Annotated in this window: 17 protein-coding genes; 6 read left to right on the top strand and 11 right to left on the bottom strand. The window is 69.2% G+C overall.

Annotated elements, in window-relative coordinates; all coding sequences use genetic code 11:
• Positions 1 to 25: 25 nt before the first annotated feature.
• The 4 genes from AWC02_RS20145 to AWC02_RS20130 form a co-directional block, all read right to left on the bottom strand.
• Positions 26 to 3409 (bottom strand): pyruvate carboxylase, encoded by a 3384-nt coding sequence (locus tag AWC02_RS20145; RefSeq protein ID WP_085130799.1) that lies wholly within the window; start codon positions 3407 to 3409, stop codon positions 26 to 28.
• 8 nt (positions 3410 to 3417) lie between these two features.
• Positions 3418 to 4026 (bottom strand): vitamin K epoxide reductase family protein, encoded by a 609-nt coding sequence (locus AWC02_RS20140; protein ID WP_237160563.1) that lies wholly within the window; start codon positions 4024 to 4026, stop codon positions 3418 to 3420.
• A 2-nt stretch (positions 4027 to 4028) separates the two neighbouring features.
• A complete protein-coding gene (locus tag AWC02_RS20135; protein ID WP_085130543.1) occupies positions 4029 to 4787 on the bottom strand; it encodes a DsbA family protein in 759 nt (252 codons plus the stop codon).
• A gap of 63 nt (positions 4788 to 4850) precedes the next feature.
• The gene (locus tag AWC02_RS20130) at positions 4851 to 5954 is read right to left on the bottom strand and encodes an alpha/beta hydrolase (protein WP_085130541.1); all 1104 of its coding nucleotides are present in this window, start codon (positions 5952 to 5954) and stop codon (positions 4851 to 4853) included.
• On the opposite strand from AWC02_RS20130, the gene AWC02_RS20125 reads away from it, so the two are divergent.
• Entirely contained in the window at positions 5953 to 6798 is an 846-nt protein-coding gene (locus AWC02_RS20125; protein WP_207568096.1) for an aldo/keto reductase, read from the top strand. The genes AWC02_RS20130 and AWC02_RS20125 overlap by 2 nt on opposite strands.
• Position 6799: 1 nt before the next feature.
• Positions 6800 to 7639 carry an aldo/keto reductase gene (locus tag AWC02_RS20120; RefSeq protein ID WP_085130539.1) on the top strand — a complete coding sequence of 280 codons (840 nt, stop codon included), beginning with the start codon at positions 6800 to 6802 and terminating at the stop codon, positions 7637 to 7639.
• A 37-nt stretch (positions 7640 to 7676) separates the two neighbouring features.
• Here the strand turns inward: AWC02_RS20120 and AWC02_RS20115 are convergent, their stop codons facing one another.
• Genes AWC02_RS20115 through AWC02_RS20105 form a run of 3 tightly spaced genes read right to left on the bottom strand, consistent with a single transcriptional unit; the run spans position 7677 to position 12264 of the window.
• Positions 7677 to 8393: an HNH endonuclease family protein gene (locus AWC02_RS20115; protein WP_085130537.1), complete on the bottom strand. Its 717-nt coding sequence runs from the start codon at positions 8391 to 8393 to the stop codon at positions 7677 to 7679.
• Positions 8390 to 10618, bottom strand: coding sequence for an ATP-dependent DNA helicase RecG (gene recG, locus AWC02_RS20110; RefSeq protein WP_085130535.1), 2229 nt, complete (start codon positions 10616 to 10618; stop codon positions 8390 to 8392). Before recG ends, AWC02_RS20115 begins: the two co-directional genes overlap by 4 nt.
• Before the next feature lie 2 nt (positions 10619 to 10620).
• Positions 10621 to 12264: a DAK2 domain-containing protein gene (locus AWC02_RS20105; protein WP_085130795.1), complete on the bottom strand. Its 1644-nt coding sequence runs from the start codon at positions 12262 to 12264 to the stop codon at positions 10621 to 10623.
• A gap of 193 nt (positions 12265 to 12457) precedes the next feature.
• Between AWC02_RS20105 and rpmB the strand changes: the two genes are divergently transcribed.
• Positions 12458 to 12649, top strand: a complete 192-nt coding sequence (gene rpmB, locus AWC02_RS20100) for a 50S ribosomal protein L28 (protein WP_024443272.1) — start codon at positions 12458 to 12460, stop codon at positions 12647 to 12649.
• Positions 12650 to 12702: 53 nt separating this feature from the next.
• Here rpmB and AWC02_RS20095 read toward each other — a convergent pair whose 3' ends face one another.
• Both AWC02_RS20095 and AWC02_RS20090 read right to left on the bottom strand, forming a co-directional pair.
• Complete coding sequence (locus AWC02_RS20095; protein WP_085130533.1) at positions 12703 to 13383, bottom strand: uracil-DNA glycosylase; 681 nt, start codon at positions 13381 to 13383, stop codon at positions 12703 to 12705.
• A 6-nt stretch (positions 13384 to 13389) separates the two neighbouring features.
• A complete protein-coding gene (locus tag AWC02_RS20090) occupies positions 13390 to 14361 on the bottom strand; it encodes a thiamine-phosphate kinase (protein ID WP_272818995.1) in 972 nt (323 codons plus the stop codon).
• 42 nt (positions 14362 to 14403) lie between these two features.
• Here AWC02_RS20090 and AWC02_RS20085 point away from each other — a divergent pair, with 42 nt between their 5' ends.
• Positions 14404 to 14949 (top strand): DUF3515 domain-containing protein, encoded by a 546-nt coding sequence (locus AWC02_RS20085; RefSeq protein WP_109561102.1) that lies wholly within the window; start codon positions 14404 to 14406, stop codon positions 14947 to 14949.
• A 116-nt stretch (positions 14950 to 15065) separates the two neighbouring features.
• On the opposite strand, the gene AWC02_RS20080 is transcribed toward AWC02_RS20085, so the two are convergent.
• Both AWC02_RS20080 and AWC02_RS20075 read right to left on the bottom strand, forming a co-directional pair.
• Complete coding sequence (locus AWC02_RS20080; RefSeq protein ID WP_085130529.1) at positions 15066 to 16178, bottom strand: D-alanine--D-alanine ligase family protein; 1113 nt, start codon at positions 16176 to 16178, stop codon at positions 15066 to 15068.
• A gap of 73 nt (positions 16179 to 16251) precedes the next feature.
• The gene (locus AWC02_RS20075) at positions 16252 to 17280 is read right to left on the bottom strand and encodes an NAD(P)H-dependent glycerol-3-phosphate dehydrogenase (protein WP_085130527.1); all 1029 of its coding nucleotides are present in this window, start codon (positions 17278 to 17280) and stop codon (positions 16252 to 16254) included.
• Between the two features lie 175 nt (positions 17281 to 17455).
• On the opposite strand from AWC02_RS20075, the gene cofC reads away from it, so the two are divergent.
• Both cofC and AWC02_RS20065 read left to right on the top strand, forming a co-directional pair.
• Positions 17456 to 18145, top strand: a complete 690-nt coding sequence (gene cofC / locus AWC02_RS20070; protein ID WP_085130525.1) for a 2-phospho-L-lactate guanylyltransferase — start codon at positions 17456 to 17458, stop codon at positions 18143 to 18145.
• Entirely contained in the window at positions 18135 to 20327 is a 2193-nt protein-coding gene (locus AWC02_RS20065) for an RNA degradosome polyphosphate kinase (RefSeq protein ID WP_085130523.1), read from the top strand. Before cofC ends, AWC02_RS20065 begins: the two co-directional genes overlap by 11 nt.
• The last annotated feature ends 19 nt before the right edge of the window (positions 20328 to 20346 follow it).

Below are 20346 nucleotides of genomic sequence, written 5' to 3'. Positions count from 1 at the left end.
CTGCGCTGGGCGTCCACACCGGCGATCAGCTCAACACCACCAGCAGGTCGCCGCCTTCGACCTGGGCGGTGGCCGCCACCGCCACCCGGGCGACGGTTCCATCGGTGGGCGCCGTGATGGCCGCCTCCATCTTCATCGCCTCGATGGTGGCGACGGTCTGTCCCGCGCTCACCTTCTGCCCCTCGGCCACCCCGATTGTGACCACGCCGGCAAACGGTGCGGCGATATGGCCGGGCTTGTTCCGGTCCGCCTTCTCCGCGACCGGCACCACGCTGGCCACGCTGCGGTCTCGGACCTCGACCGGCCGCAGCTGACCGTTGATGATGCACATCACCGTGCGCATGCCGCGTTCATCCGGCTCGGAGATGGCCTCGAGCCCGATCAGCAGCTCCACCCCGCGCTCCAGCCGCACCCGGTGTTCCTCGCCTTGACGCAAGCCGTAGAAGAACTGGTTGGCCGACAGTCTCGAGATGTCGCCATAGAGTTCCCGATGCGCCTCGAATTCCTTGGTGGGGCCGGGGAACAGCAGGTGATTGAGCCGGGCCTGACGTTGCGGCCCGGACTTGCCCAGCACGGCCTCGTCGTCTGCCGAGAGCTGCTGGACCTCCCGCGGGGCGCCCCTGCCGACCAGTGCCTTGGCGCGCAACGGTTCCGGCCAGCCGCCGGCCGGCTCGCCCAACTCGCCGCGCAGGAAACCGATCACCGAATCCGGGATGTCGACCCGGGACGGGTCCGCGGCGAACTCCTCGGCGCTCACGCCGGCTCCGACCAGCGCCAGCGCCAGGTCTCCGACCACCTTCGAACTGGGGGTGACCTTGATCAGCCGGCCGAGGATGGCATCGGCGGCCGCATAGTTGGCCTCCACGTCCTCGAACCGGTCCGCCAGCCCCAGCGCCTTGGCCTGCTGGCGCAGATTCGACAGCTGGCCGCCGGGTATCTCGTGGCGGTACACCCTCCCGGTCGGCGCCGCCAGACCGGACTCGAACGGCGCGTACACCTTTCGCAGCGCCTCCCAGTACGGCTCCAGGTCACAGGCCGCGTCCAGCGAGATCCCGGTGTCATAGCCGGTGTGGGCCGCGGCGGCGATGATCGAACTCAACGATGGTTGGCTGGTGGTTCCCGCCAGGGGCGCGGCCGCACCGTCGACGGCGTCCGCTCCGGCCTGCCATGCGGCGACGTAACTGGCGAGCTGACCACCGGCGGTGTCGTGGGTGTGCACGTGGATAGGCAGGTCGAAGCGACTTTGCAGCGCGCTCACCAGGGTGCTCGCCGCGGCGGGACGCAACAGTCCCGCCATGTCCTTGATCGCCAGCACATGCGCCCCGGCACCGACGATCTGTTCGGCGAGCCTCAGGTAGTAGTCCAGCGTGTAGAGCTTTTCGTCCGGACTGGCCAGATCCCCGGTGTAGCACATGGCGACTTCGGCTACCGCACTGCCGGTTTCCCGCACCGCGTCGATGGCGGGAAGCATCGACTCGACGTTGTTGAGCGCATCGAAGATCCGGAAGATATCAATGCCGGTTTCGGCTGCCTCTTGCACGAACGCCGAGGTCACCAGCTCCGGGTAGGGCGTGTAACCGACGGTGTTACGGCCGCGCAGCAGCATCTGCAGGCAGATGTTGGGCAGCGTCTCGCGCAACGCGGCCAGCCGCTCCCAGGGGTCTTCCTTCAAAAACCGCAGCGCGACATCGTAGGTGGCTCCGCCCCAGCACTCGACCGAAAGCAGCTCGGGCATGGTGCGGGCCACGTACGGCGCCACCTTGACCAACCCGCTGGTGCGCACCCGGGTGGCCAGCAACGACTGGTGGGCGTCCCGGAACGTGGTGTCGGTGACGCGCAGGGCCGGTGAGTCCCGGAGCCAGCGGGCGAAACCTTCTGGCCCCAGCTCGACCAGTCGCTGCTTGGAACCCGGCGGCGGTGGCACCGTCAGGTCCAACTCGGGCAGCTTGTCACGCGGGTAGACCGCCGACGGCCGGGTGCCGTGCGGACTGTTGACGGTGACATCGGCCAGGTAGTTCAGGATTCGCGTGCCGCGGTCGGCCGAGGCACGCGCGGTGAGCAGTTGCGGCCGCTCATCGATGAACGAGGTGGTGACGTGCCCGGCTGAGAAGTCCGGGTCGTCGAGAACCGCCTGCAGGAACGGGATGTTGGTGGCCACCCCGCGGATGCGGAACTCCGCGATGGCCCGGCGGGCCCGCTTCACCGCGGTGGGGAAATCCCTTCCCCGACAGGTCAGTTTGACCAGCATCGAGTCGAAGTGGGCGCTGACCTCCGCACCCAGGTTGGTACCGCCGTCCAGCCGGATGCCGGCCCCGCCCGGACTGCGGTAGGCGCTGATGCGCCCGGTGTCGGGCCGGAAGCCGTTGGCCGGATCCTCGGTGGTGATACGGCATTGCAGCGCCGCACCGTGCAGCGTGATCGAGTCCTGCGACAACCCGAGGTCCGCCAGCGACTCGCCCGCTGCGATCCGAAGCTGCGACGAGACCAGGTCCACATCGGTGATCTCTTCGGTGACGGTGTGCTCCACCTGGATCCGGGGATTCATCTCGATGAACACGTGGTGACCGCGTTCGTCGACGAGGAATTCCACCGTGCCCGCACAGGTGTAACCGATGTGGCGTGCGAAGGCGACGGCGTCGGCGCAGATCTTCTCGCGCAGTGCGGGATCCAGATTCGGCGCCGGCGCCAGCTCGACGACCTTCTGATGGCGGCGCTGAACGCTGCAGTCGCGCTCGTAGAGGTGGATCACGTTGCCGTGGTTGTCCGCCAGGATCTGGACCTCGATGTGCCGCGGGTTCACCACCGCCTGCTCGAGGTAGACGTGGGCGTCCCCGAACGCCGAATCCGCTTCGCGGCTGGCGGCCTCCACGGCTTCTGCCAGCGCGTCGGCGTCGGCCACACGGCGCATACCGCGCCCGCCACCGCCGGCCACCGCCTTGACGAACAGGGGGAAGGTCATGTCCTGGGCCGCGGCGAGCAACTGCGCCACCGATGTCGACGGCGCCGACGATGCCAGCACCGGCAGGCCCGCCTCCCGCGCGGCTGCCACCGCGCGGGACTTGTTCCCGGTCAGCGCCAATACCGCGGCACTGGGACCGACGAAGGTGATGCCGGCGTCCGCGCACGCCTGGGCCAGCCGGGGATTCTCGGAGAGAAACCCGTAGCCCGGGTACACCGCGTCGGCGCCGCAGCGGATCGCGGTGCCGACGATCTCGTCGACCGACAGGTAGGCGCGAACCGGATGGCCCTCTTCGCCGATCTGATAGGACTCGTCTGCCTTGAGCCGGTGCAGCGAGTTGCGGTCCTCATAGGGATAGACGGCCACGGTGCCGACCCCGAGTTCGCAGGCGGCACGGAAGGCACGGACAGCGATCTCCCCGCGGTTGGCCACCAGCACTTTGGAGATCACATCCACCCCTAGAACAGCGTTATCCAGTAGTCCTGAAACCGAATAAATATCAACAGGAATAACGCGATAAACCATAACGCAGCCACGGTCCAGCGCCACCGGTGCAAATATTGCAAATTGTTGCGTATACCGCTCTGCTCATATGCCAGGGCTGCGAATATCACCAGCAGGCACAGCGTGACCGCCCAGACCACCATGCAGTACGGGCACAGCGCTCCGATGCGGTACAGGCTCTGGAAGATCAGCCAGTGTACGAACCCGGCCCCCGCCAGGGTGCCCACCGCCAACCCGTTCCAATACCACCGGGGCAGTGAAACTTTCCCGACAGCGAGCACACCGGTGACGATCACCACGGTGAAGGCGATGATCCCCAGCAGCGGGTTGGGGAAGCCCAGCACGGAGGCCTGCGGGGTGACCATCACCGACCCGCAGGACAGCACCGGGTTGAGGTTGCACGACGGCACGTACCCCGAGTCCAGCAGCAGCTTGATCTTCTCGACGGTCAGCGTGACCGAGGCGGCCAGTCCGATGACTCCGCCGATCAGCACCGCCCAGGCCCGCGACGCGGCGAGCGGCACCGACTGCTGCTCGTGCGGTTCTACCGCCGAAGCGGTGATGGTCACGACTCCGGGGCCGGGGGCACCGACATGCCCGGCAGGTCACCGACGATCTCGCGGATCTTGGAGACCAGGGCCTCGGGGGTGGAGGGCCGGTAGTCCTCGCCGTTGATCCGCAACGTGGGGGTGGCGTGGATGCCGCCGGCCGCGGCCATGCCGCCCACCATCTTGAGGTACTTGCCGCTGTTGATGCACGCCGGAACGGTCCCGGCGGCCCCGGCCTGGCGGGCCAGTTCGATGAGGCGCTTGTTGTCCGGGAAGTCGGTCCCGATCTCCGACGGCTGAAGCTGCTCGGTGTAGAGCGCGGTGTGGAACCGGCGGAAGGCGTCGTTGCTCTCGTCGGCGACGCAGTAGGCGGCGGCACCGGCACGCGACGAGTAGTTGTCGTTCTGCGGCCGGTCCAGGATCGCGACCATGTGGTAGTCGGCGGCGATCGCCCCGCTGTCGATCAGCCGGGACACGGTCGGACCGAAGGCCCGCTCCAGGTTGCCGCAGGCCGGGCAGAGGAAGTCCTCATAGAACGTCAGAACGGCCTTGGGCTCGTCGGTGCCCTCCTTGGTGACCAGCTTGCTCGAGGTGACCCGGACCGCCTCGCCGGCGCTGGCGCCCTTCTTGTGGCCGTTGGACACCACGATGTAGCCGATCAGACCCACCGCGAAGACCACCACGATGGCGACCAGCCCGATCTGCATGGCGAGATTGCGTTTCTGGTCGCCGGCCTTCAAGCCGGAGGCGCCGGGGCGTTTGGGTTTGCTGGCCACAGTCGGTTGGTCCTCGTCTTCGGTGGTCGGTTTTGCGGTTCTACAGTACCGGCGTGAGCGGCCTCAGCCGCGGCTGAGGTGGGCGCGCAGCGCCGAGATCAGCTCACCGGTGGCAGTCGCGCTGCCGCCGCCCAGACCGAACAGATTGATGAACGCGTGCGTCAAGGTCGGCATCCGCCGCAGGTCGACGACGACTCCGGCTTCGCGCAGGGCCGCAGCGAACTGCTCGCCCTCGTCGTAGAGCGGATCGAAGCCCGCCAGCGCCATCAGTACCGGCGGCAGTCCCGACAGGTCGTCGGCCAGCAGCGGAGACACCCGCGGGTCACTGGGTTCGAGCTGCGATCGGCCCACATATTGCTCGGTGAACCAGTCGATGTCGTGCTTGGTCAGCAGGAAACCCTCCCCGTAGAGGGTGCGCGAGCGGGTCTGGGCGGTGCAGTCGGCCACCGGGTAGATCAGCCACTGCAGGACAGGCGCCGGCCCGCCCTCGTCGCGGGCCCGCAGCGCCACCCCGGCGGCCAGGTTGGCGCCCGCGCTGTCTCCGCCGACACCGACCCGGCCGGTCAGTCCGCCCAGTTCGGCGGCGTGGTCGACGGCCCAGCGGAAGGCCGCGCAGGCGTCGTCGAGTGCCGCCGGCGCGGGATGCTCCGGCGCCAGCCGGTAATCCACCGACAGCACCGCAACGTCGCCGTCACGGCAGGTCAGCCGACAGATCGCGTCGTGGCTGTCTAAGTCGCCGAGCACAAATCCGCCACCGTGGAAGAAGACCAGCAGCGGCTTGCCGCCGTCACCGGGCGGGCGGTAGTGCCGAGCGGCGATGTCGCCGGCGGGGCCGGGCAACACGAGGTCGCGTACGTCGACGCGGATGTCGCCCCCGCCGAGCCCGGCGGAGGTCAGGCGCAACTGGGCGCGGGAGGCGTCCGGGTCGTCGCCGATGACCAATCCGTGGACGCCCATCGCGTGCTGCGCGGCCAGCGTCAATCGCAGCGTTGGGTCGAGGGTCTTGCCGTCGATAGTCACCGACCGCCCGCCGGTCAGGAGCCGCTGCACCCCGACCGGCAGCCTCGGAGTGACCTTCATGCCGACGTTCACCAAGGTGTTCTGCAGCTGATCGGACCACCTGCCACCCCGCCCGGAACCGGGCCCGGCTGGCAGACTTCGTGGCATGGTTGCTGGCGATAACTTGCGTTCGGTCACGCTCAACGACGGTAATTCCATCCCCAGCGTCGGATTCGGGGTTTACAAGATTTCCCCCGCCGAGACCGAACGCGCGGTGAGCAGTGCGCTGGCGGCCGGCTACCGCCACATCGACACCGCGGCCCTCTACGGCAACGAACGCGAGGTGGGCCGCGCCGTCGCAGCCTCTGGGCTGGGGCGCGACCAGGTCTATGTGGTCACCAAGGTGTGGAACGCCGACCAGGGCTACGACTCGACGCTGAGGGCGTTCGACGCGAGCATGGACCGGCTCGGACTGGACGTTCTGGACCTGTACCTGATCCACTGGCCCCTGCCGATGCGCGGCAAGTTCGTCGAGACCTTCCGGGCCATGGCCCACCTGCGGGATCAGGGCCGGATCCGCTCGATCGGGGTGAGCAATTTCGCCGCCGATCACCTCAAGGTGCTCATCGACGCGATCGGGATCGTGCCGGTGGTCAATCAGATCGAGCTGCACCCCCGCTTCAGCCAGCCCGAACTGCGTGCGCTGCACGCCCGTCTCGGCATCGCCACCGAGGCCTGGGCGCCGTTGGGGCGCGGTTCGCTGCTGACACATCCGACGGTCGCCGCGGTGGCGCGGCGGTGCGGCAAGACCCCGGCACAGGTGCTGATCCGATGGCATATCCAGCTGGGTAATATCGTGATTCCGAAATCGGTCCACCCCGAGCGCATCGTCGGCAACTTCGACGTCTTCGACTTCGAACTCGGCACGTCAGAGATGGCCGAGATATCCTCGCTCGACGACGGCGCCCGGCTGGGGCCCGATCCACGAACGTTCGATTACACAGGTAGGTGAAATGACGTCGGGCACTGCGATCCCCTCCGTCACGCTCAACGACGGTCACACCATGCCGACTCTGGGCATCGGGGTGGGCGAGTTGTCCGAGGCCGAAACCGAGCGGGCCGTATCAACGGCGCTCGAACTGGGCTGCCGGCTGATCGACACCGCCAAGGTGTACGGCAACGAGGCCGCGGTGGGCCGGGCCATCGCCGCGTCGGGAATCCCGCGCGAGGAGGTGTTCGTCACCACCAAGCTGGCCAACGCCGACCAGGGTCTGACCGCCGCCATCGAGGCCTGCAAGGCCAGCCTGGAGCGGCTCGGGATGGACTACATGGATCTCTACCTGATCCATTGGCCGGCTCCGCCGCTGGGCATGTACGTCGACAGCTTCGGCGGGCTGATCCAGACCCGCGAGATGGGACTGGCCCGGTCGATCGGGGTGTGCAACTTCACCACCCAGCACATCGACGATCTGATCGACTTGGCGTTCGAGACACCGGCGGTCAACCAGATCGAGCTGCACCCGCTGCTCAACCAGGCCGAGCTGCGTGCCGCCAACGCTGAGCGCGGCATCGTCACGGAGGCTTACAGCCCGCTGGCGGTGGGCCGCCTGCTCGACCACCCGACGGTGACCGCGATCGCCGCCGAGTACGGCAAGACTCCGGCGCAGGTACTGATCCGATGGAGCCTGCAGCTGGGCAACGTGGTGATCCCCCGCTCGGCCCAGCCGGAGCGCATCGCCGCCAACCTCGACGTGTTCGGCTTCGAGCTGGCCCAGGAGCACATGGACAGCCTCAACGGCCTCAACGACGGCACCCGGGTGCGCGAAGACCCGCTGACCTACACCGGCACCTAGGCCATCCCGCGGCCGTCTGTCCCCCGTCGCTGCACCCTTACCCGGTCGGACAGGTTGCCGCGGCGTTGCGCAGTACCTCCGCTGACGGCTGATCGAGTCGCAGCTCGTAGCCGCGCAGCACCGCGAGGTAGGCGATCGCATACTGACAGGCGAACGACCGGTTCGGCGGCATCCACTGCCCCGGGCCGGCGTCCCCCTTGTCCTGGTTTGCCCGCCCGGCGACCGCCAGCAGGTTGGCGGGGTCGTTGGCGAAGCGCAGCCGCTGGCGGTAGGTCCAGCCCGAAGCTCCCATGTCCCAGGCGTAGGCCAGCGGGACGATGTGGTCGATCTGCACGGCTTCGCCGATCTTGGCGCCGCGGGTGAAGGCGACGACGGCATTGGTGTAGGGGTCGTGCAGGGTTCCGGTGGCCACCGCGGCGGGGCAGCGTTTGGTCGAGACCCGCGTGATGTCCACCAGATCGCGGTTGAGGATGTCGTTGCGGGTGTCGCAGCCGTTGCGTCCGCCCGGGGCGTCGTTGTCGTCGTCCCAGGCCTGGCCGAACAGCTCGCGGCGGTAGTCGTAACGGTGGGTGCGCACCGGCACCACCGAGATGCCGGCCAGGACGTCGGTGCCCTGCGCCACGGTGGGCATCCCGGCCTGCGCTGCCAGGGCACGGCTGCGCTGGCCGGAGGCCGAGACGGTCTGGTAGGCCACCAGCACGGCGATCGCCGCCGCGACGGCCATCCACAGCAGGGTCCTGCGACGGGGGTTCATGACTTGTCCAGGTATTCGATACCGGTGAAATGTGCTGCCAGCGTTGCCAGCCCGGCATCGTCGGGGTCGGCTTCCCAGGCCTTGTCGCACCATTCCCGGGCCGCTTCGATGACCTCGCCGTGGTCGGTCAGCGACAACAGCTTCAGTCCGCCGCGCCAGCCGGACTGGGTACGGCCCAGCACATCACCCTCGCCGCGTTCCCGAAGATCCAGGTCGGCCAGCGCAAAGCCGTCCAGTGTGGCGGCCACGGCCTCCAGGCGCCTGCCGGCCCGGGACCCCTCGGTCGCCGAGGTGACCAGCAGGCACAGGCTGGCGTGCTCGCCACGGCCGATCCGCCCGCGCAGCTGATGCAGCTGGCTGATACCGAATCGGTCGGCGTCGGCCACCAGCATCACCGTCGCATTCGGGACGTCGACACCGACCTCGATCACAGTCGTACACACCAACACGTCCACCGTCCCGGACCGGAACGCGCTCATCACCGCGTCCTTCTCATCGGCGGACAACCGGCCGTGCATCAATCCGAGCCGCAGTCCCGCCAACGGCCCGGATCCCAACCGCTCGTAGAGCTCTACCGCGGTCGCCGACGGGCGCAGCGGCCCCTGATCACCGGCCTGCGCCGCGGGCTCGTCGTTCTCGTCGATACGCGGCGCCACCACGTAGGCCTGCCGACCGGACGCGACCTCTTCGCGGATCCTTTCCCAGGCCCGTTGCAGCCAGGCCGGTTTGGTCTTCTCAAAGATCACCGAGGAGCGGATCGGCTGCCGCCCGCGTGGCAGCTCACGCAGCGTGGAGGTCTCCAGGTCGCCGTAAACGGTCAGGGCCACGGTGCGCGGGATCGGCGTCGCGGTCATCACCAGCAGATGCGGCGTCATGCCCGCAGGAGCCTTGGCCCGCAACTGATCGCGCTGTTCCACACCGAAGCGATGCTGTTCGTCGACCACCACCATGCCGAGCCGGTGGAACTCGACGGAGTCTTGCAACAGGGCGTGGGTGCCCACCACGATCCCCGCGCTGCCGTCGGTGATCTGAGCCCGCACCTGCTTCTTGGCCGGCGCCGACATCGACCCGGTGAGCAACGCCACCGCGGTGGCATGGTCCGCACCGCCGAGCTGACCCCCCATGGCCAGCGGGCCGAGCATGTCTCGAATTGAGCGAACATGCTGAGCGGCAAGGACTTCCGTCGGAGCAAGCAACGCGCACTGGTAACCCGCGTCGACCATCTGCAGCATCGCCAGCAGCGCGACCACCGTCTTTCCGGAGCCGACCTCACCCTGCAGCATCCGGTTCATCGGGCGGGTCGCGGTCAACTCAGCATGCAAAACGTCGAGCACTTCGCGCTGCCCGGCGGTCAGTTCGAAGGGCAGCCGGCTCGCCATCTGCGCGGCCAGCCCGTCGCTGCTCGCAGGTGCCGACGGCCCGGATTCGGACAGTTCGCCGTTGCGGCGCGCGGCCAGCGCCCATTGCAACCCCACCGCCTCGTCGAAAGTCAGTCGCTCGCGGGCCCGCTCGCGCTGCGCCGCGTTCTCGGCGAGGTGGATGGCGCGAAGCGCCTCGTCCTCGCCGATCAGCCCGCGCTCGGCCAGCAGCGCGGCCGGCAGCGGCTCGGGCACCGGGTCGAGGACTTCCAGAACCTGTCGCACACAGGAGAAGATGTCCCAGCTCTGCAGTTTGGTGCTCGCCGGATAGATCGGATAGCAGGCCCGCTCGAACTCCGACTGCAGCACTTCGCCACTGATCGCCTGAGAGGCGTCGGCGATGTTGCGCAGCGAGTCACTGCCGAAGTTGTCCTGGTTCGGCGCATCCAGGATGAGGAAGTCGGGGTGCGTCAGTTGAAGTTTGCGGTTGAAGTAGCCGACCTCGCCGGACAGCATCACCCGGGTTCCCGGGGTGAGTTTGTATTTCAGGCCGCGCGCGTTGAAGAAGGTGGCACTGACTTTCTGCTGGCCGCTGCCCAGGGTGATCACCAGATATTCGTTGGGCCGCCGGCCCTGCTGGCGCCTCATCGGTCTGGCCACGGCGGTCGCGATGGTGTCCACCAGGGTGATGTGTTCGCCCTCGAGCGCCTGGGCGTCGTCCACGCCGCGTTTGGTCGCGCCCTCGACGTAGCTGCGGGGGTAGTGCCGCAACAGGTCGTCGACCGTGCGGATTCCGAAGAACTCGTCGAGCTTGGCGGCAGCGTCCGAACCCACCACGTAGTCCAGCCGGTCGGCCAACGTGACCATCGTCACTCGACCCCGATCAGCAGTGCGTCCCCCCGATGCCCGGTGAAGTAGGTCGCCAGCTCGGTACCCGGGTGCCGATCGTGCACGTGCCGGGCCAACACCTCGATGACCTCCCCGCCGAAGCCCGCCCCGAACAGCACCGTCACCAGCTCACCGCCGGCAGCCAGCATCAGGTCGATCAGACCGATCGCCGCCGCTCCGACATCGCGGGCCACGATCAGCACCTCGTCGCCGGCGATGCCCAGGCCGTCACCGGGTTGGCAGGCGCCCGCCCAGGTCAGCGCTTGTTCGGTCGCCACCCGCACCGACCCGAGCCGCGTTCCGCCGGCCGCCCGGGCCATTGTGTAGCCGTCGTCGACCAGCGGGCGGCCCGGATCGTGCACCGCCAGTGCCGCCAGCCCCTGCACCATCGAGCCGGTCGGCACCGGCACCACGTCCACCCCCCACCCGATGGCCGCCGTACAGCCCGCCACCAGCTCCTCGGCGGCGACGTAGCCGTTGGGCAGCAGCATCACCTGGGCTGCGCCGGTGTCGACCACCGCCCGCAGCAGCTGCTGCGCGGAGACCATCATCACCGGCTCGGCGCTGAGCGGGTCCGGCCGCAGTACGCAGGCGCCTTCGGAGTCGAACAGCGCCTCGGCGCCGTCGCCGTCGACCACGGCGAGCACCGCCCGCTCCCGTGTCCAGCTGCCCGGAGACGGGCCGGCGGCCCCGGCCAGCGCCGAGATCTGGATCCGGCGCGGCCGGCCGAACGCCAGCCCGGCCTCGACGGCGGCACCGGCGTCATCGGTGTGCACGTGCACCGAATATCCGCCGACCACGCCCGAGGTCGCGATCGCGACCGACTCGCCGAGCTGCGTCAGCCGTTCCCGCAGGGCCTCGGTGTCGTCGGGGCTGCACTCGCCGAGCAGGTACATCACCTCGAACTGGGGTGCCGGCGGCTCGGTGCCCGCTTCGGGGGTCCGGGGCCGGGGCGACGGTTGATACCGGGCCCGCACCGGGGCCTGCCCGGTGATCGTCGAACGCAGCGCGTCGAGCAGCACCAGCAGGCCGCGACCGCCCGCGTCGACCACCCCGGCCTCGGCGAGCACGTCGAGCTGGGTGGTGGTGGCCTCCAGCGCCTCGGCGGCGGCGTCGGTGCCCGCCACCAGCGCCGGACCCAACTCGGCCCCCTGCTCCGCAGACCGCCGCACGGCAGCCGCCGCGGCCTGCAGCACCGACACGATGGTGCCGGGGACCTCGCGCCCGCCCATCGAGGTGACCACCAGCTCCACCCCGTGCCCTAAACCGGCCGCGAGCAGCGCCGCGTCGATCACAGTGGTTGCGGCCCCGCGTTCGGCCGTCACGTCGGCCAGGCCTCGCAGGATCTGCGACAGGATCACCCCGGAGTTGCCCCGGGCGCCGTGCAGCGCTCCGGCCGACAGTGCGGCCGCCACCCGGCCGACCTCGCCCGAGGCGGCCTCGGTGTTGGCCTCGGCCAGGGCCGAGCGCATGGTGAACAGCATGTTGGTGCCGGTGTCGCAGTCGGCGACCGGGAAAACGTTGAGCTGGTTGATCTCGTCGGTGTGGGTGATCAGGTCGCCGACGGCGGTGTGCGCCCAGTCCCGCAAGGTCGCCGCGTCCAGCAGACGATCGGGGTTGCCCACCTCCACCCACCTTCCTGCAGCCACCTCCGGTGGCCGCAAGCCTAATCACTTCGGGCGACAGCACAGCTCACGCACGTCCGGTCGGGACGGGGCGTTTTGGTGGTTGCCCCGCCTGGCGGGTATCCTGATCAGGTTGTCGGGCCACCCGCTGAGGTCGTTGGCCCTCAAGCAGACGTTTTGAGGAGTGTCACATATGGCTGCCGTGTGCGATATCTGCGGAAAGGGCCCCGGCTTCGGCAAGTCGGTGTCCCACTCGCACCGTCGGACCAGCCGTCGGTGGGACCCGAACATCCAGGTTGTGCACGCCGCCCGTCCCGGCGGTAACAAGCAGCGCCTGAACGCCTGCACTTCGTGCATCAAGGCCGGCAAGGTCGTCCGCGGCTAACTCCGCGCTCCCCGGCTGCCCGGGCGCCCGCTACGGCGGCCGCCGTGGCGGCGTCACTGCAGACGCCAGTCGATCGGCTCGGCTCCCAACTGTGCCAGCAGCTCGTTGGCGCGGCTGAACGGACGCGATCCGAAGAACCCACGCGACGCCGAAAGCGGCGACGGGTGCGGTGACTCGATGGTGAGGCAGTGCTCGTTGAGCATCGGTTTGAGCGTCCCGGCGTCGCGGCCCCACAAGATCGCCACCATGGGCCGTCGGCGGGCCACCAGCGCGCGGATCGCACACTCGGTGATCGCCTCCCAGCCCTTGCCGCGATGCGACGCCGGCGCACCCGGTTGCACCGTCAGCACCCTGTTGAGCAGTAGCACACCGCGCTGCGCCCACGGGGACAGATCGCCGTTGGAGGGCCGGGGATAACCCAGGTCCGCGGTGTACTCGGTGAAGATGTTCTCCAGGCTGCGCGGCAGCGGCCGCACGTGCGGTGCCACCGAGAAGCTCAGGCCCACCGCGTGACCCGGCGTCGGGTAGGGGTCCTGCCCGACGATCAGCACCCGAACGTCATCGAACGGAAAGCTGAAGGCGCGCAAGATGTTCTGCCCCTCCGGCAGATAGCCGCGACCAGCCGTCGTCTCCTCACGCAGGAACTTTCCCAGCACGGCTACCTGATCGGTCACCGGCGCCAGCGCAGTGGCCCAACCGCTTTCGACAAGTTCGGGAAGTGGACGCGCACTCATGGTGTCTCAACGTAACGGTGCGCCGGGATCGAACGACTGCCAGCCCGCCTGCCCGTCCCACGCCGCCCCGTCGACCAGCACCCGCGCCGGCCCGGGCAGCACCTGACCGATGGCACGCCAACCGGCCGGCACGCCGCCGGGAAACGCGGCGACCAGCGCGTGGTCCTCTCCCCCGCCCAGCACCCACGACCACGGGTCGGCGCCGACTGCCGCAGCCGCGGAAGCCAGCGCCCGGTGATCGGACGCCAGCGCCGCCGTGGACACGTCCAGCGTCACCTGTGACGCGTCCGCCAGGTGCCCCAGGTCGGCGATCAGTCCATCGGAGACGTCGGTCATCGCCTGCGCGCCGGCGCCGGCGGCCACCGCACCCTGCCCGTAGGGCGGCTCCGGGACCAGATGCCGCTGCTCGAGCTCGGGGAACCCCCCTGCACCGTCGCTCAAGAGCCGCAGCCCCGCCGCCGAGCGGCCCAGGTCGCCGGCCACCGCCAGCGTCGCCCCGGGGCGCGCGCCAGACCGCAGCACCGGAGCCCGGCCGGCCAGCTCCCCCAGCACCGTCACCGACACCACCCAGCGGTCGGCCTGAACCAGGTCGCCGCCGACCACGCCCGCGCCCAGGCGCTCTGCCTCGGCCCACATCCCGTCGGCCAGGGCCGCGGCGTCGGCGGCAAGCGTGTTGGAGGGCGCCCCGAAACCGACCACGAAAGCGGTGGGGCGTGCCCCCATCGCCTCGATATCGGCCGCGTTCTGCGCGATGGCCTTGCGCCCGACCTGCTCGGGGGCCGACCAGTCCAGCCGGAAATGCCGCCCTTCGACCAGCATGTCGGTGGAGACCACCACCCGGCCGTCGGCGCAGCCCACCACCGCCGCGTCGTCGCCGGGTCCCAGCTGCGTGGTGGCGGGCTGACGGCGCCCGGCAACCAGCCGGTCGATCATGGGAAACTCTCCAAGCTGACCCAGCGTGGGCTCATTACCGCGCACAGCCTGGAGTGTAGGTGCGATCAGAATGGTGGGCGGGGCGTGATCGGTCCGGACAACGATGCAGACGACGGGCCGCCGCGGCTGGCGCTGATCCTTGCGCTGGTGGTGGCCGTCGCCGCGGTGGGTATCGCACTGACGGTCGCCGCGGTGCGCCACCCGGGCGGGCGGGGCGTCGAACCGGTCCGGCTCGCCACGGTGCCCGCCCCGCAGGCCGACAGCGCCGACTGCCATGCCGTGTTGGACGCGCTGCCGTCTGCGCTCGGCGACTATCGGCGGGCCGAGCTGGCCGAACCGGCCCCGCAGGGCGCGGCGGCCTGGACCGCCGCGGACGGTGCTGCGGTGGTGCTGCGCTGCGGGCTGGACCGGCCGGCGGACTTCGTGGTGGGTTCACCCATCCAGGTGGTCGATCACGTGCAGTGGTTCGAGGTTCGCGAAGGTGACCGCGCCACCTGGTATGTGGTGGACCGGAGTACCTATCTGGCGCTCACCCTGCCGCCGGGTTCGGGGCCCACGCCCATCCAGGAGATTTCGGATCTGATTGCCGCGAAGTGGGCCCCGGTGGCGATCCGGCCGGGCCCGCCGCGCTGAGTAGTTGCGCCGAGCGTGCATTCACGCCGAGAATCTGCCTGATTTTCCGCCCTGAGTGCACGCTCGGCGCGGCGGCGGGCGCCGGGCGCGGCGGCGGGCGGTGGGCGGTGGGCGCGTCAGCGCAGGCCCACCCCGCGAGCCAGCGCGGTGTCGACCATGGTCGCCAGCAGCGTGGGATAGTCCATGCCGCTGGCCGACCACATCCGCGGGTACATCGAGATCGTGGTGAAGCCGGGCATGGTGTTGATCTCGTTGATCACCGGACCGCTGTCGGTCAGGAAGAAGTCCACCCGGGCCAGGCCCTGGCAGTCCAGCGCGCCGAACGCGCGGATGGCCAGCTGCTGCACCGCGGCGGCGACATCGTCGTCGACCTTGGCCGGCACGTCGAGTTCGGCGGCGTCATCGAGGTACTTGGTGGCGAAGTCGTAGAACGCGTCGTCGGGGTCGCAGGTGCCGGCCACCCGGATCTCGCCCAGCGTGCTGGCGGCCACCGTGCCGTCGGGGAACTCGAGCACGCCACATTCGATCTCACGGCCGACGATCGCGGCCTCGACGATGACCTTCGGGTCGTGCCGGCGGGCCTCGGCGATCGCGGCGGGAAGCTCGTCATACGACGTCACCCGGCTTACGCCGATCGATGATCCGCCGCGCGCCGGTTTGACGAACAGCGGAAGCCCCAGGCGCTGACGCTCGTCGTCGGACAGCGTCTCCTGAGCGGCCCGCAACACCGCGTACGGCCCGATCGGCAGGCCGTCGGCGGCCAGCAGCTTCTTGGTGAACTCCTTGTCCATGCCCGCCGCGCTGGCCAGCACCCCGGCCCCCACATAGGGCACCCCGGCCAACTCCAGCAGCCCCTGTACGGTGCCGTCCTCGCCGTAGGGGCCGTGCAGCACCGGAAACACCACGTCGACCGACTCCAGCACCTCCGCGGGCCCCGCAGCGGAGAACGCGACCAGCTGACCGGCCCGCTGGGGGTCGGCCGCCAGCGCCAGTTCGGCACCCGAGTCCGTGGTGACCGACGGCAGCTGCCGGTCGGTGATCGCCAGGGTGTCGGGGTTGCCGTCGGTGAGTACCCACGCGCCCTGCGGGGTGATCCCTACTGCGACGACCTCGAAGCGTTGCGGGTCGAGGTTGCGCAGAATGCTGCCCGCTGAGACACAGGAGATGGCGTGCTCACTGCTGCGGCCGCCGAAGACGACGGCCACGCGGGTCCGTTCGTGGGAATTCACACGCCAGAGGGTACCGGGCGGTTAGCGAGCCTAGGAGAGGCGAAGCTGGACCGCCCCATAAACCGGTCGCGGCTCACTCCGGTTTGGTGTGACGTCCCAGCAGCAGTGCCACCGCCTCGGTGACCGACAGCCCCTGGTGGCACACCCGGTGCACCGCGTCGGTCAAGGGCATCTCCACGTCGTAGCTCGACGCCAGGGCCAGCACCGACTGACACGAGGTCACCCCTTCGACGACATGGCCGTCGGTGGTGCTCGCCAAACCCGCCGATCCGGGGGCCGGCGGCAACGCCTCGCCCCGGCCGAGCCGCTCCCCGAACGAACGGTTGCGCGAATGCGGCGACGTGCAGGTCGCCACCAGGTCGCCTACTCCGGCCAGGCCCGCCAGGGTGGTGTCCTTGGCGCCCAGCGCCACACCCAGCCGAATGATCTCGGCGAGACCGCGGGTGATGATCGCGGCCGCGGTGTTCTCCCCCAGACCCACCCCCGCCGCCATCCCACAGGCCAACGCGATGATGTTCTTGCAGGCGCCGCCGATCTCGGTACCGATGACATCGGCGTTGGTGTAGGGCCGGAAATAGCCGGTGTTGAGCATCCGTTGCAGCGCCACCGCACGACCGGAGTCCGTGCAGGCGACCACCGTGGCCGCGGGCTGGCCGGCGGCGATCTCGGCCGCCAGGTTGGGACCCGACACCACTGCGACCTGGCCGGGATCGAATCCCGTCACCGCCACGATCACCTGGCTCATCCGCATCAGCGTGCCCAGCTCGATGCCCTTGGCGACGCTGACCAGCGTGGCACTGGTGGTGAGGTACGGCGTCCAGGTCTGCAGGTTGGCCCGCATGGTCTGCGCCGGTACAGCCAGCACGACGGTGGTCACGCCGTCCAGCGCCTCCGCGGGATCGCAGGTGGCACGCACCGCGTCGGGCACGGTGAAGCCGGGCAGATAGTCGGGGTTGAGCCGGGATTCGTTGATCTGGGTGGCGATGTCGGGCCGGCGTGCCCAGAGTTTGACCGCACTGCCGGCGTCGGCGAGCACCTTCGCCAGCGCCGTGCCCCACGCACCCGCCCCCATCACCGCGACCGTGCCGTCGGTGCCGACCATCGCACACCACCTCCCTTAAGCGCATCACCCTATCGGGGACCGCGAGCGCGGCGGAGCCGGGCGAGGCGGGTCACCGCCATTGGCATCGGGGACCGCGAGCGCGGCGGAGCCGGGCGAGGCGGGTCACCGCCATCGGAACCGGGGACCGCGAGTCGTCGAACCCCACGCTGGCAGGATGGGTCAGGTGAACTCCGCACAGGCCGAGGAATCCGGTATCGGGGTGATCATTGCCGTCAAGCGGCTCAGCGTGGCCAAGACGAGGCTGGCGCCGGCATTTCCGGCACCGGCACGGGAGGCCGTGGCGCTGGCCATGCTGACCGACACCATCACCGCCGCGTTGGAAGCCCGGGGGCTCGACCACATCACCGTGGTCACCCCGGACGAGGCCGCCGCCGCGACGGCCGCCGAGTTGGGCGCGGAAGTGCTGCAGGACCCGACACCGGAGGGCCACGGCGACCCGCTGAACAACGCGCTCGCCGCAGCCGCGGCCAAAGTAGCCGCTTCTATACCGAATATCGTTGTTTTACAAGGAGATCTACCGGCGCTGCAATCGTACGAACTCGACGAGGCGATCACCGCCGCGCAGGCACATCAGCGCAGCTTTGTCGCCGACCGCCAAGGAATGGGCACCGTGGCGCTGTTCGCATTCGGCGCCCCCCTGCAACCACGGTTCGGCCGGGATTCCTCGAAACGGCACCGGCAATCCGGCGCCCTGGAACTGACCGGCGCCTGGCCCGGCCTGCGCTGCGACATCGACACGCCCGAGGATCTGGCGGTGGCGCGCCGGCTTGGAGTCGGTATGGCGACGGCCCGCGCGCTCGCACACGCCAAGACCGGTGGCAGCAACATGCGCTATGAGCAATGATTTATCAGTGGACGAAATTGAGGGCAGCGAGCTCACCGAGACGCGTATCGATACCAACTGGCGTCCGAACGACTCCACTCCGACGGCGCCGCCTGCGGCCACGGCGGGTCTCCCGGTCGGCGGCGATCACGACGAACTACCTGCCGATCGCTATCTCAACCGCGAACTGAGTTGGCTGGACTTCAACTCCCGGGTGCTGGCGCTGGCCGCTGACACCTCGCTGCCTCTGCTGGAGCGCGCCAAGTTTCTGGCGATCTTCGCCTCCAACCTCGATGAGTTCTACATGGTGCGGGTCGCCGGCCTCAAACGCCGTGACGAGATGGGCCTGTCGGTCCGTTCCGCCGACGGCCTGACCCCGCGTGAGCAACTGCGCCGGATCGGCGAGCAGACCCAGCTGATCGCCACCAACCACGCGCGGGTGTTCCTCGACTCGGTCCGCCCGGCGCTGGCCGACGAAGGCATCTACGTGGTGACGTGGGCCGACCTGCTGCCTGCCGAACGAGACCAGTTGTCGGTGTACTTCCACGAGCAGGTGTTCCCAGTGCTGACGCCGCTGGCCGTCGACCCGGCACACCCGTTCCCGTTCGTCAGCGGCCTCAGTCTGAACCTGGCGGTGACGGTCAAGCGCCCCGAGGACGGCGGAAGTCACTTCGCCCGGGTGAAGGTTCCCGACAACGTCGACCGTTTCGTCGAACTCGACGCCGGGGCCGACGGCGGGGTCCGATTCCTGCCGATGGAGGAGCTGATCGCGGCGTTTCTGCCGGTGCTGTTTCCCGGCATGGAGATCGTCGAGCATCATGCGTTCCGCATCACCCGCAACGCCGATTTCGAGGTCGAAGAGGACCGGGACGAGGATCTGCTGCAGGCCCTGGAGCGGGAGCTGGCGCGCCGGAGATTCGGATCGCCGGTCCGCCTCGAAGTCGCCGACGACATGACCGAGCACATGCTGGAGTTGCTGCTACGCGAACTCGACGTGAACCCCGGCGACGTCATCGAGGTGCCCGGCCTGCTGGATCTTTCGTCGCTGTGGCAGGTCTACGGCCAGGAGCGGCCCGACCTCAAAGACCGCACCTTCGTGCCGGCCACGCACCCGGCGTTCGCCGAACGGGAGACTCCCAAAAGCATTTTCGCCACCCTGCGCGAGGGCGATGTGCTGGTGCACCACCCCTATGACTCCTTCGCCACCAGTGTGCAGCGGTTCATCGAGCAGGCCGCCGCCGACCCGGGGGTGCTGGCCATCAAGCAGACCCTCTACCGCACCTCAGGCGATTCACCGATCGTCACCGCGCTGATCGACGCCGCCGAGGCCGGTAAGCAGGTGGTGGCCCTGGTCGAGATCAAGGCCCGGTTCGACGAGCAGGCCAACATCAAGTGGGCCCGCAAGCTGGAACAGGCCGGCGTGCACGTGGTGTACGGACTGATCGGTCTGAAAACCCACTGCAAGGTCTGCCTCGTCGTGCGCCGCGAGGGCTCGACGATCCGGCGGTACTGCCATATCGGCACCGGCAACTACAACTCCAAAACCGCACGGCTTTACGAGGACGTGGGTCTGCTCACCGCCGACCCGGACATCGGCGCCGACCTGACGGACCTGTTCAACTCCTTGACGGGTTATTCACGCAAAGTCGCCTACCGAAACCTGTTGGTGGCGCCCTACGGCGTGCGGACCGGGATCATCGAACGCATCGAACGCGAGGTCGCCGCGCACCGCGAGACCGGCCTCGGCCGGATCCGGCTCAAGCTCAATTCGCTGGTCGACGAGCAGGTGATCGACGCGCTCTACCGCGCCTCGCGGGCCGGGGTGCGTGTCGAGTTGGTGGTACGCGGCATCTGCGCATTGCGGCCCGGCGTCGAGGGCTTCTCCGAAAACATCATCGTCCGATCGATTCTCGGCCGGTTCCTGGAACACTCTCGCATCATCCACTTCCGCGCCATCGACGAGTTCTGGATCGGCAGCGCCGACATGATGCACCGCAATCTGGACCGCCGCGTCGAGGTGATGGTGCAGGTGAAAAACCCCCGGCTGACTGCACAACTGGGCGATGTGTTCGATTCCGCGATGGACCCGGCCACCCGTTGCTGGGAGCTCGGTCCAGACGGTCAGTGGACCGCGGAGCCGCAAGACGGGGCCACCGTCCGCGATCACCAGGTATCGCTGATGGAACGCCACCGCAATCCCTGACCGACCGCCCATCCACCGC

Source organism: Mycolicibacter engbaekii, from assembly GCF_002101585.1.
In the GTDB taxonomy this organism is placed as follows: domain Bacteria; phylum Actinomycetota; class Actinomycetes; order Mycobacteriales; family Mycobacteriaceae; genus Mycobacterium; species Mycobacterium engbaekii.
Note: the sequence above shows the minus strand (reverse complement) of the source record. Positions and strands in the feature narration are given on the sequence as shown.